Genomic DNA, 12,352 nt, shown 5'->3' with positions numbered 1-12,352 from the left:
ATGCCACTCTCGTCATACGGAAAGTCGATTTCGGGATTCGAGAAGGTGTGATCCGTGGACCTGCAGGAGTTCAACTCCACTCCGGCCGACCGGCTGCGTCCGATGCTGGCGGCCTGCTGTGACGTCCCCCGCTGGGTCGACGGACTCCTGGCCAAGCGGCCGTACGGCGATCTCGCCGCACTGACCGCGGTCGCCGACCAGTCGCTGCGAGAGCTCGACGACGACGAGGTCGATCGCGCTCTCCAGGCGCACCCGCGGATCGGTGACCGCCCGCAGGGCGCCGGCACCGAGGCCACCTGGTCGCGCCGGGAACAGTCCGGCGTCGGCGAGGATCCCGGGGTCCGGGAGGCCCTTGCCGAGGGCAACCGTGAGTACGAGCAGCGGTTCGGCCGGGTGTTCCTGATCTGCGCCACCGGCCTGTCGGCGGAGCAGATGCTCACCAGCCTCCGCCGCCGGCTCACCCACGACGACGCCACCGAGGTCGCCGTCGTACGCGAGGAACTGCGCAAGATCGCGTTGCTCCGACTCGCCAAGGTCGTGGAGGCGTGAGCAGCCTGAGCACGCATGTTCTCGACACCGGGCTGGGACTACCGGCACACGGTGTGCCGGTTCGCCTGTCCCGGGTCACCGGCGAGCAGGACGTCGTACTAGCGACCGGTTTTACGGACGACGACGGGCGGATCGCCGAGCTGGAACCGGCGCTGCCGGCCGGCACGTATCGGCTGTGGTTCGACGTCGCCGCGTATGCGGCCGCGTCCGGCCAGGACATCTTCTTTCCCGAGGTCACCGTGACCTTCACGGTCACCGACGAGCGGCACTACCACGTCCCGTTGCTGCTCAGCCCATTCGCGTTTTCCACCTACCGAGGGAGTTGAGCCCGATGGCCATTCACCTGGGAGCCAACCAGTACGGCAAGGCCGAGAGCCGCGTCGTCCGGATCTACCGCGACACGCCCCGCCACCAGATCCGCGACCTGAACGTCTCGTCCGCCCTGCGCGGCCGGTTCGAGTCCGCGCACACCACCGGTGACCAGAGCGACGTGCTGCCGACCGACACGCAGAAGAACACCGCGTTCGCGTTCGCCAAGGAGAAGGGCGTCGGCGCGATCGAGGACTACGCGCTGACGCTCGGCGCACACTTCCTGGACGCGTCGCCGGCGGCCGACGGCGCGCGGATCGAGGTGGAGGAGTACGCCTGGGAGCGGATCTCCGTCGACGGTTCGCCGCACGACCACTCGTTCGTCCGGGCCGGCAGCGGCGTGCGTACGACGGTCGTCAACGTGGAGGGCCGGGGTGACGAGCAGAAGCGGTACGTCGTCTCCGGCATTCGCGATCTGGTCGTGCTGAAGTCGACCGGGTCGGAGTTCCACGGGTTCCTCAAGGACAAGTACACGACGCTGCCGGAGACCGACGACCGCATCCTGGCCACGTCGCTGGTCGCCCGCTGGCGCTACGACCACACCGAGGTCGACTGGGACAAGTCGTACGACGAGATCAAGGGACTGCTGCTCGAGCAGTTCGCGAAGATCCACAGTCTGGCGTTGCAGCAGACGCTGTACGGGATGGGTGAGGCCGTCCTGCAGCAGCATCCGGAGGTCGCGGAGATCAAGTTCTCGGCGCCGAACAAGCACCACTTCCTGGTCGATCTGAGCCCGTTCGACGTGGAGAACCCGGGTGAGGTGTTCATCGCCGCGGATCGCCCGTACGGTCTGATCGAGGCCACTGTGGTCCGGGATGATGCGAGTGACGCCGGCAGCGCGTGGCACGCCGTACCGGGCTTCTGCTGAGGCAGTGATGAACACGATCGTGATCGACGGGGCGGCCGTGGTCACGGTCGATCCGGAGCGGCGTGAGTTCACCGGACATGTAGTTGTCAAGGGCAACCGTATTGTTGCCGTCGGCCCTGGTCCGGCGCCGGCGTACGACGGAGCGCGGGTGATCGACGGACAGGGCTGTCTCGTCACACCCGGCTTCGTCAACACCCATCAGCATCTGTATCAGTGGGTGACCCGCGGTCTAGCGGCCGATGCGACGTTGTTCGGCTGGCTCACCACGCTCTATCCGGTGTGGGCTCGGATTTCTGACGAGTCGGTGCATGTGGCTGCTCAGGCTGCGTTGGCGCGACTCGCGCGTACTGGGTGCACGACCGCGGCGGATCATCACTATGTCTTCCCACGCGGTGATGGGGATCTGCTCGCTGCCGAGATCGCCGCCGCTGCCGAGATCGGGCTGCGCTTCCACCCGGCGCGCGGATCGATGGACCGCGGGCAGAAGGACGGTGGGCTGCCGCCGGACTCCGTGGTCGAGGACCGCGACGAGATCCTCGCCGCGACCGAGGCAGCGATCGACCGCTGGCATGATCCTTCGCCGGATTCGATGCTGCAGATCGTAGTCGCGCCGTGCTCGCCGTTCAGCGTGAGTGGCGACCTGATGCGCGAGGCGGCTTCGTTGGCTCGGCGTAAGCGCGTCCGGCTGCACACGCACCTGGCCGAGACCACCGACGAGACCTACTGGTGCCGCGAGACCTTCAATTGCACGCCTTTGGAGTACGCCGCTGAGCTCGGGTGGACCGGATCCGACGTGTGGTTCGCGCACGGCATCCACTTCGACGACGCCGAGATCAAGCGCATGGGCCAGACGGGCACCGGTGTCGCCCACTGCCCCAGCTCCAACGCTCGCCTGGGAGCCGGCATAGCTCGCGCCGCCGACCTCCGCGCCGCCGGCAGTCCCGTCGGCCTGGGCGTAGACGGTGCCGCCAGCAACGAAGCAGGCAGCCTCATCGAGGAACTCCGCCACGCCCTCCTGTTCGCCCGGGCCCGCGGCGGCCCCCAGGCCCTCGGCGTCCGCGCCGCCCTGGAAATGGCCACCCTCGACGGCGCCCGCATCCTCGGCCGCGAGAACGACATCGGCTCCCTCGAGCCAGGCAAACTCGCCGACCTGGCCGTCTGGAACCTCAACACCCTCGCCCACGCCGGCATCCCCGACCCAGTAGCCGCCCTGGTCCTCGGCACCCCACCACCCCTGGAGCTCCTGCTCGTGAACGGCCGCCCGGTCGTAGAGCACGACACCGTCACCACACTCGACGAACTCGCCCTGGCCGGCCAGGTAGCGAAAACCCAGACCCGCCTCCTCGCCGACACCTGAGGACCCGGGGTCCCGGGCAGGTGCCGCCTGGGGTCGCGTGGACAAAGGCCCGGACACGTGCCGGGGACCTCGGACACGGCATTCCTTGTCCGAAGTTCCGAGCGGGTGTCCGATGACTTATCCGCAGCTCTGAAGATCGGTCGGCGGGATGACGTCCTACGGATGCATCTTCTGAGGCATGAACAAGAAGCTGGAAGTGATCGCAGCCCGTCGGAAAGGGTGGTTCACCCGCGCTGACGCCGTAGCGGCCGGGTACAGCGACAGCGAGCTGCGCCACCGGGTTCGCAGCGGGCGGTGGCTGAGACTGAGCCTCAACTCGTACGTCGAGCCGCACCAGTGGCCCGCCGACGAGCCGGCCTGGGAGCGTGCGGCGCGTCTCCACCTGCTGCACCTCCGGTCAACGATCGACCGCCTCGGTGACGTCGTGGTCAGTCATCAGTCGGCCACCATGCTCCACGGTCTGCCCTTCTGGGAGCTCGATCTCGCCAGGGTGCACTTCACGCGATCGTCGGGGCGGATCCGGGCCGGTGCGACGGTCGCTCTGCATCGATCGCCTGTCGACCCTGACGAGCTCACAGAAGTGGACGGTGTCCGAGTGACCACGGTCGAGCGCGCGATCACCGAGACAATCTGCAGTACGTCGTACGAAGTGGGAGTCGTCCTGGCCGACGCTGCACTCCGACGTCAGCTGACGACGCCGGACCGGCTCGCCGCCGCGGTGGAGCGCCATCGACACTGGCGTGGCAGCCCGGCCGCCGCTGCCGCTGCACGCTTCGCCGACAGGGCGAGCGAATCGGTCGGCGAGTCCCGCCTGCGAGTGCTGATGGCCAATCACGGACTGCCGGCACCTGAGCTGCAGGTGGAGATCCGCGACGACGAGGGCCGACTGATCGGACGGGTTGACTTCCTTCTGGCGGGCGTGCTGATCGTTGAGTTCGACGGTGCTCTGAAGTACGGCGACACGGCCGACGCCGTACTCGCGGAGAAATGGCGCGAGGACCGCCTACGCGAGCGGGGCTATCGCGTGATCAGAGTGGGCTGGGCCGACCTCGATCACCCCACGCTGACGGCCGCCAGGCTTCGACGAGGCTTGCTCGGACACGCCGAGGGGACCTCGGACACGGCATGGACTGTCCGAGGTCCCACCAAGGATCACTAGATGCAGGAGCTCCACCTGGTCACCGCTCCACCTGGTCACCCCCGTGCAGGAGGTCCCGGCGGGGGGGTGCTGGGACACGCAGTGGGGATCTCGGACAGGAAATAGCATGACCGAGGTCCCCGCTGGGCGTTACCCGTGGAGGAGTTCGCCGTCGATCCAGACGGCTTGGATGTCGGCGGGGGTGCCGAGGGTGAAGATGCGGGAGAGGGTTTCGTCGGCGTCGTTGGCGTGGGCGACGCCTACTGCGAGGGGAGAGCCGTCGGCGGGGCGGAGGAGTTGGGCGTCGAAGCGTTGGCCGACACTCAGGTGGCCGACCTCGTCGAGGCCGAGGGCCTCAGCGCCTGCGGTGCTGGCCAGATATAGCAGGTGGGCGGAGCTCAGGGCGAGCCCGTGATCGCCCAGCAACTGCTGGCAGAAGTAGGCCTGGAGGCCTTCCTTGAGGAGGGAGAAGCCGGTGCCGGCGCCGACGTCCGACCCGAGGGCTACGCGTACGCCGTGCTGCAGATGCCGGCCGAGCGGGAACAACCCGCTGCCGAGCGCGGCGTTGCTGGTCGGGCAGTGGGCGACGGTCGCGCCACCGAGGGCGAGCGTCTTGAGCTCGACGTCGGTCGGGTGCACATTGTGGGCGAGTACGCAGCGGCGGTCGACCAGTCCGTGCCGGTCGTACGTCGTGACGTAGTCACTGCCGCCGAAGAGATCGGCCACGGTCGCGATCTCGGCCTCGTTCTCGTTGACGTGCGACGTGAACAGCGCGCCCGGGACCGCATCCATCAGTTCGCGGCAGGTCGCGAGGAGGTCGTCCGTGCAGGACAGCGAGAAGCGAGGTGTGACGGCGTACCGGTTCCGGCCGACGCCGTGCCAACGGTTGGCCAAGGCAAGCGATTCGGCGTACGCGCGGACTGGCGTGGTCAGCAGCTCCGGCCGCAGCAGCCGGTCACTCAGGACCAGTCCACTGGTGATCCGCAGTCCGATATTCGACGCGGCGTTGAAGAGTGCATCCACCGCGTCGGAGTAGTGCGCCCCGAAGACCAGCGCCGAGGTCGTCCCCGCCGCCGCGAGCCCGCGGACGAACTCACCGGCCACCCCGGTCGCGTAGGCGACGTCCGCCATCCGCGCCTCCTCCGGCAAGGCGTACCGATCCAGCCATTCGAGCAGCGGCAACCCGAGCCCGCCGACCGCTCGGATCTGCGGGAAGTGCACGTGCGTGTCCACGAAACCAGGCAGTACGACGCCACCGCTCAGGTCGACGACCCGCTCGGCCGGGTGCGCCTGCCGGAGCTCCAGGAAGGGGCCTCGGGCAACGATGACGCCGTCCTCGACCAGCAGGCCGGCGTCGGAGTCGACCCGCAGGCTGCCGCCGGCGAACGGGTTGTCCGGGGTGTCGAGGAACGTGCCTCGGAAGATGGTCATGCCTTCGCCTCACGCTGAGCCGGCGTGGGGCGACGCTCGGCAGATCGGGCCGACGCGGGATGCCGCTCGGCGGAGAATTGCTGCAGGAGCCAGGCCGCGACGCTGACGGCGATGACGGCCGGTTCCTTGCCGGGCAGATCGGGGAGCCCGATCGGAGTCGTGATCCGATCGATCGCCTCCGCGGAGTTGCCGTCCTCGGCGAGCTTGCGGCGGAACCGCGCCCACTTCGCCCGCGAACCGATCAGGCCGATGGTGGCGAGCTGCTCGTTGCGGATCGCGGCGTCGCACAACGCGGCGTCCTCGGCGTGGTCGTGAGTCATCACCAGCGCGTGGGTGCCCGGCGGCAATTCGCCGACCACGAGCTCCGGCAGCAAAGGCACCTGATGGACGTGCACCTGTGCCACCGCGTCATCGAGAACCGCGAGCCGGGACGCGGTCAGCTGATCCGGCCGCGAGTCGACCAGATGCAACTCGATGTCGTGCCGGGCCAGGATCCGCGCGAGCTCGAGTCCGACATGGCCGATCCCGAAGATGGCCACCGACGGCACCACCGGCAACGGCTCGAGCAGCAGCTTCACCTCACCGCCGCAACACTGAACACCATGCTGGTACGGCGCTTTGTCCGACAGCGCGACCTCGAGCACCTCAGGCTCGACCACACCGTCCGTGATCATCGCCCGGCAGCGCTCGACGGCCACCGACTCCAGGTTCCCGCCCCCGACCGTCGACCAAACGTTGTCAGAGGCAACGACCATCTTGGCCCCGGCCTCCCGCGGCGCGTGCCCACGGACAGACATCACCGTGACCAGGACGCCCGGCCGGCGCCCGGCACGCAGCTGCTGGACAGCCTTCATCCACTCCATGAGTCACCACCCCGTGCGCGATCCAGCGCCCAGTAGACCGCCTCCGGCGTCGCAGGCGACGGGAGGTCGACGCTGGTGCCGGCAGGACCGAACGCGGCGGCGGCCTGGCGCAGGGCCTCGCGGACCGCGAAGGCCAGCATCAGTGGCGGCTCACCGACCGCCTTCGAGCCGTAGACCGCGCCGTCCTCGTGCGCCTTCTCCAGCAGCCGGACGTTGAAGACCTCCGGCATCTCCGAGAAGCTCGGCAGCTTGTAGGTGCTGGCCGCCTGCGTCGCGAGCCGTCCGCGGCGATCCCCGTCGCTCTCGTCCCAGCGCAGATCCTCGAGCGTCAACCAACCCGTTCCCTGAACGAACCCGCCCTCGATCTGACCGATGTCGATCAACGGGCTCAGGCTGTCGCCCACGTCGTGCACGATGTCGACCCGCCGCAGCGTGTAGGCCCCGGTGAACCCGTCCACTTCCACCTCGGCCGCGGCAACGCCGTACGCGAAGTATTTGAACGGCTCGCCGTGCATCGCGTTCGCGTCCCAGTGCAGTCCCTGGGTGCGATAGAAGCCGGCCGCCCACAGCTGCACTCGCTGCATGTAGGCAGCGCGGACGATCTCGTTCCACTCCACGCCGTCTCCGGAGAGTCCGCGGACGACGCCGTCGACGAAGCGGACATCGTGTGAGCCGATCCCGAGCCGCCCGGCCGCGACTTGCGCGAGCCGTTCACGGATCTGCTCGCACGCGTTCTTGATCGCCGCGCCGTTGAGGTCCGCGCCGGACGAGGCCGCGGTCGCCGACGTGTTCGGCACCTTGTCGGTACGCGTCGGAGCCAGCCGGACCCGGGCCAACGGCACGCCGAGCGTGGTCGCCGCGACCTGCAGCATCTTGGTGTGCAGGCCCTGGCCCATCTCGGTGCCGCCGTGGTTGATCAGCACCGAGCCGTCCTTGTAGACGTGCACGAGCGCCCCGGCCTGGTTGAACGCTGTCAGGTTGAAGGAGATGCCGAATTTCACCGGTGTCATCGCCAGCCCGCGCTTCACATGCGGATGCACAGCGTTGAAGGCCGCGATCTCGGCGGAGCGCGCCACGACGTCCCCACCAGAGATCACCTGGCTCCAGCATGAGTCCAGTCGGTCCGCATGCCGCACGGGCTGCCCGTACGGCGTCGAGTCGCCGACCTGGTAGAAGTTTCGCCGGCGCAGCTCCAGAGCCTCGTACCCGAGCAGCGGCGCGCACCGACCGAGGATGTCCTCGATCACGAGCATGCCCTGCGGTCCCCCGAAGCCGCGGAACGCGGTTTGCGACGTCTTGTTCGTCTTGGCGATCTGCCCGTCCACGCGGATATGAGGGATCTCGTAAGCGTTGTCGATGTGACACATCGCCCGCGCGAGCACCGGCTCGGACAGATCCAGACTCCACCCGCCGTCGGCGGTCAGCGTCGCATCCAGCGCGACCAGCCGACCCTCCGAGTCGAACCCAACGGTCCATGAGCTGTGGAACCCGTGCCGCTTGCCCGACATCGTCATGTCCTGCGTGCGATTGAGCCGCAACCGCACCGGCCGGCCGGTCAACGTCGCGCCGAGCGCCGCGATCGCGGCGAAGCCATGCGGCTGCATCTCCTTGCCGCCAAAGCCTCCGCCCATCCGCAGGCACTGCACGGTCACCGCATGGCTGGCCAGACCGAGCACATGCGCGACGATCTCCTGCGTCTCGGACGGATGCTGCGTGCTGCTCTGCACGAAGATCTGACCGCCCTCGTCGACCAGCGCCAGCGCCGCATGCGTCTCCAGATAGAAGTGCTCCTGCCCGGCGAACTCGAACTCACCCCGGAACACATGCGCTGCTCCGGCCAGCGCAGCATCCACCTCGCCGCGCTCCAGGTGCCGCCCGATGCCCTGGAAGCTCTTGGCCGCGATCGCCTCGCGCACCGTCACCAGCGAGGGCAGCGGCTCGTACTCGACCTCCACCGCCAGCGCCCCGAGTCGCGCGGCCTCCAATGTCTCCGCGAGTACCCAGCACACCGCATGCCCGTTGAACATCACCTCACCCGGGAACAACGGCTCGTCGTGCTTCACCCCCGCGTCGTTCACCCCGGGTACGTCGTCCGCCGTCAAGACCCGCACCACGCCAGGCACGTCGTACGCCGGCTTCACCCGGAGCGCCGTGATCCGGGCATGTGTGTGCGACGACTGGACCGGCCAGGCGTGCAGGACATCGCGGGTCCGTTGCACGAGATCGTCGGTGTAGAGCGCCGTACCGGTGACATGCAACGCGGCACTCTCATGCGGCAGTGGTACGCCGACCACCGCCTGCGCAGGCCGTTCGGACAACCAACTCATGCGCCGGCCCCCTCAGCGAAGTAGAACCGGAGCAGCGACTGGCCGAGCATCGCCGAGCGGTACGACGCACTCGCGCGGTGGTCGTCCATCGGCGTACCCTCGGCAGCCATCACCGTGGCCGCCTCCCGGACCGTCCGCTCGGTCCACGGTTGACCGATGAGTGCCGCCTCCGTGGCTCGCGCCCGCAGCGGTGTGGCCGCGGCGCCGCCGATCCCGATCCGGGCCTGCCGTACGACGCCATCCACCACGTCGACGGCGTACCCGATGGCGACGCTCGAGATGTCGTCGAAGCGCCGCTTGGCGATCTTGTGGAACGCGGTCAGTGACTCGAGCGGCAGCGGAAACACGATCGTCTTGATCAGCTCGTCGGGCGCCTTCAGCGTCTGCCGGTAGCCGGTGAAGTAGTCCGCCAACGCGACCACTCGCTCGCCTCGGCGCGATGCCAGGACGATCGACGCATCCAGGGCGAGCAGCGCGGGCGGGGTGTCGCCGATCGGCGAACCGGTGCCCAGGTTGCCGCCGATGGTCGCGCCGTTCCGGATCAGCCGGGACGCGAACTGCGGGAACATCTGGGCCAGCAGCGGCACCCGTCCGGCCAGCCGCCGCTCGATCTCCGTCAGTGTGAGCGCGGCGCCCAGCCGGACCTCGTCCGGCCCGAACGCGAACTCGCGCAGCTCGGCCAGCCGGTCGATCGCGACGGTCAGTGGCGGGCGGGAGCCGAAGATGTTCACCTGCACACCGAGATCGGTCGACCCCGCCACGACCTGCGCCCCGGGCCGATCGACCAGCAAGCCCAGCACGTCGTCGAGCGATGCGGGCCGGATGAACTCCGCCTCACCGGTCACCATCCCGGTCGCCGCAGGCGGGGGTGGCGGCGAGTCCCGGCGTACGGCGAGCGCGTCGTTCTCGGTCGGGTCACCAAGTGCGTACGCCGCGTCCCGGATCGGCCGGTAGCCGGTGCATCGGCACAGGTTCCCGCTGAGCGAGTGCAGGTCGAAGCCGTTCGGACCGTGTTCGGGATCGCCGTCGGCGGACGTCGTACGCCCGGGGCGGTAGTACTCGGCCGCCATGCTGCAGACGAAGCCCGGGGTGCAGTAGCCGCACTGCGATCCACCGCGGACCGCCATCTCCTCCTGCACCGGATGCAGCGCCGCCGGCGATCCCAGCCCCTCCGACGTGACGATCTCCTGACCGTCGAGGGAGGCGATCGGCAGCAGGCACGCGTTCACCGCGGTCCACTCGGTCTGGGTGTCGATGCCGGGTCGGGCCACCAGGACGGAGCAGGCGCCGCATTCGCCTTCGGCACAGCCTTCCTTGGCTCCGGTGAGGCCCTGGTCGCGGAGCCAGTCCAGCACGGTGGTGTGGACGGCGACATCGCCGATCGCGGTGTCCTCGCCGTTCACCTTCACTGCAGGTGCACGGAGTGTCTGTCTCGTCTGGGCTTGTGTTGTCATCGGTTACTGCTCCAGCGTGTTCTTGCACTATGAATCGGGTTGGCGTCGGAGAGGAAGTCGTCGAACCGGTATCCGGCGATCTTCGCGATCTCGAGCAGCGCGGCAGCATGTTCCTGGTTCTCGCAGTTGCCGAGCCGCTCCCGGCCCTGCTCGACGATCCGGCCGAACGAGTCCGCGTCCCGGACCGAGATGACCAGCGGGAAGCCGAACCGCTCGCGGTACGCCTCGGTGATCGTGGCCAGCTCGTCCCGGTCCGGATCGGCCAGGAAGGTCAGGCCCAAGGCCTCCTGGTCCCGCAGCGACGCCTCGCCGCTGAGCCCGTCGGCGACGAACTGCGAGCCGAGCTGCGGGTATGCCTCGATCAGCTGCCGCTGCTCCTCGTGCGAGCCGGAGAACAGCGCCTCCTGGAAGGACCGGCGCAGCGCGTGGGTGTCGGCGAAGGGCCGCATGTCCCAGGCCCGCTCGACCGCCCAGCGCGGCCCCTGGAACAGGCCGGCGAAGGTCTCGACGAACTCGTCGCGGCTCATCTTGTTCACCTGGTCCAGCCGGATCGAGTCGCCCGGTTGGCCGGCGACCGCGGGTCCGTAGTCCTTGCCGACGTGGTGGAACAGGATGTTCAGGCCGATCGCGGTCAGGCTGCCAAGCGTGATGCCGCTGCCGAAGATGATCTCGGCCCAGCCCGGGACGGCCTGGGCGACCTGCGGCTGCGCGGTGACGTACATCGCCAGGCCGAGGCTGGTCGCGACGATGACAACATTGCGGTGATCGTGGAAGTCGACCTTGGCCAGGGTTTGGATGCCGACCACGGCCACGGTGGCGAACATCGCCAGCGCCGCGCCGCCCAGCACCGGGTGCGGGATGCCCGCGACGACCGCGCCGGCCTTCGGCACCAGGCCGATCAGGATCATGATTCCGCCGGCCGCGGCGACCACCCAGCGGCTGCGGACCCGGGTCAGCCGGACGAGTCCGACGTTCTCCGCGAAACACGTGTAGGGGAAGGAGTTGAAGACACCGCCGATCGTGGTGGCCAGGCCGTCGGCCCGCAGCGCACGGGCGATGTCGTCCTTGCCGATCCGCTTCTCCACGATCTCGCCGGTCGCGAAGACGTCACCCGTCGTCTCGACCGCGGTGATCAGCATGACCACGACCATCGAGATGATCGCCGCGATCGAGAACTTCGGCCAGCCGAAGTAGAACGGCTGGGTGACACCGACCCAGGCCGAGTCGGCGACCGCGCCGAAGTGGGCGTCGCCGAAGGCCCAGGCGACCATCGTGCCGGCGACCAGGCCGACCAGGACGGCGATCGTCGCCATGAAGCCCTTGAAGACCCGCTGGATCAGCACGATCAGCCCGAGCGTCCCGAGCGCGTAGGCCAGGTTCTTCCCGCTGGTCGGGTCGGCCGTCAGGCCCGCGCCGCCGACCGCGTCCCCGGCCGCCACCGGCAGCAGTGCCAGGCCGATGATCGTGATCACCGAGCCGGTCACCACCGGTGGGAAGAACCGGATCAGCTTGCTGAAGAACGGTGCGATGAAGAAGGTGGCCAGACCGGCGACCAGTACGGCGCCGTAGATCACCAGCAGGCCGTTCGTGCCACCGCCCGCGGCCAGGCCGATCGCGATCATCGGCGACACCGCCGTGAACGTCACGCCCTGCAGCAGCGGCAACCGGACGCCGACCTTCCAGAACCCGACGGACTGGATGATCGAGGCGATGCCGCAGGTGAACAGGTCGGCGTTGATCAGGTGGATGAGTTGCTGGGTGGTGAGCCCGATCGAGTTCGCCAGCAGGATCGGCACGATCACGGCGCCGGCATAGAACGCGAGGACGTGCTGCGTGCCGTACACCGCGAGCTTGCGGACCGGCAGGACCTCGTCGACGGGATGGCGGCTGGCACGGCGGCTCGGTCGCAGGGTGGCCTTCATCGGGGCACGCTCCTTGGCGTCGGCAGGTTTGACCTGCACGTCAGCATCTGCTCACCGCGGCCGGGATTGCACCC

General features: G+C 68.8%; 10 protein-coding genes. 5 read left to right on the top strand and 5 right to left on the bottom strand.

Annotated elements, in window-relative coordinates; translation table 11 throughout:
- The first annotated feature begins 54 nt into the window (after positions 1-54).
- The 5 genes from uraD (ACXC9Q_RS18295) to ACXC9Q_RS18275 all read left to right on the top strand — a co-directional run bounded on the left by uraD (ACXC9Q_RS18295) (position 55) and on the right by ACXC9Q_RS18275 (position 4,302).
- The gene (gene uraD, locus ACXC9Q_RS18295) at positions 55-549 is read left to right on the top strand and encodes a 2-oxo-4-hydroxy-4-carboxy-5-ureidoimidazoline decarboxylase (RefSeq protein WP_457057775.1); all 495 of its coding nucleotides are present in this window, start codon (positions 55-57) and stop codon (positions 547-549) included.
- Positions 546-875 (top strand): hydroxyisourate hydrolase, encoded by a 330-nt coding sequence (gene uraH / locus ACXC9Q_RS18290; protein WP_457057774.1) that lies wholly within the window; start codon positions 546-548, stop codon positions 873-875. Before uraD (ACXC9Q_RS18295) ends, uraH begins: the two co-directional genes overlap by 4 nt.
- Before the next feature lie 5 nt (positions 876-880).
- Positions 881-1,786 (top strand): factor-independent urate hydroxylase, encoded by a 906-nt coding sequence (pucL, locus tag ACXC9Q_RS18285; protein WP_329483450.1) that lies wholly within the window; start codon positions 881-883, stop codon positions 1,784-1,786.
- Between the two features lie 7 nt (positions 1,787-1,793).
- Entirely contained in the window at positions 1,794-3,143 is a 1,350-nt protein-coding gene (locus tag ACXC9Q_RS18280; protein ID WP_457057773.1) for an 8-oxoguanine deaminase, read from the top strand.
- 178 nt (positions 3,144-3,321) lie between these two features.
- A complete protein-coding gene (locus ACXC9Q_RS18275) occupies positions 3,322-4,302 on the top strand; it encodes a type IV toxin-antitoxin system AbiEi family antitoxin domain-containing protein (protein ID WP_457057772.1) in 981 nt (326 codons plus the stop codon).
- A 129-nt stretch (positions 4,303-4,431) separates the two neighbouring features.
- On the opposite strand, the gene ACXC9Q_RS18270 is transcribed toward ACXC9Q_RS18275, so the two are convergent.
- From ACXC9Q_RS18270 to uraD (ACXC9Q_RS18250), 5 genes are read right to left on the bottom strand one after another with little or no spacing between them, the layout of a single operon-like run.
- A complete protein-coding gene (locus ACXC9Q_RS18270) occupies positions 4,432-5,712 on the bottom strand; it encodes a guanine deaminase (RefSeq protein ID WP_457057771.1) in 1,281 nt (426 codons plus the stop codon).
- A complete protein-coding gene (xdhC, locus tag ACXC9Q_RS18265) occupies positions 5,709-6,575 on the bottom strand; it encodes a xanthine dehydrogenase accessory protein XdhC (protein ID WP_457057770.1) in 867 nt (288 codons plus the stop codon). Before xdhC ends, ACXC9Q_RS18270 begins: the two co-directional genes overlap by 4 nt.
- The gene (gene xdhB, locus ACXC9Q_RS18260) at positions 6,563-8,902 is read right to left on the bottom strand and encodes a xanthine dehydrogenase molybdopterin binding subunit (RefSeq protein ID WP_457057769.1); all 2,340 of its coding nucleotides are present in this window, start codon (positions 8,900-8,902) and stop codon (positions 6,563-6,565) included. The genes xdhC and xdhB overlap by 13 nt, the downstream gene beginning before the upstream one ends.
- Positions 8,899-10,356 (bottom strand): xanthine dehydrogenase small subunit, encoded by a 1,458-nt coding sequence (locus tag ACXC9Q_RS18255; protein ID WP_457057768.1) that lies wholly within the window; start codon positions 10,354-10,356, stop codon positions 8,899-8,901. The genes xdhB and ACXC9Q_RS18255 overlap by 4 nt, the downstream gene beginning before the upstream one ends.
- Positions 10,353-12,278 (bottom strand): 2-oxo-4-hydroxy-4-carboxy-5-ureidoimidazoline decarboxylase, encoded by a 1,926-nt coding sequence (gene uraD / locus ACXC9Q_RS18250; RefSeq protein ID WP_457057767.1) that lies wholly within the window; start codon positions 12,276-12,278, stop codon positions 10,353-10,355. Before uraD (ACXC9Q_RS18250) ends, ACXC9Q_RS18255 begins: the two co-directional genes overlap by 4 nt.
- Positions 12,279-12,352 lie beyond the last annotated feature (74 nt).

This window comes from Kribbella sp. CWNU-51, from assembly GCF_054073265.1.
This window is presented reverse-complemented; position numbering and strand designations above follow the sequence as displayed.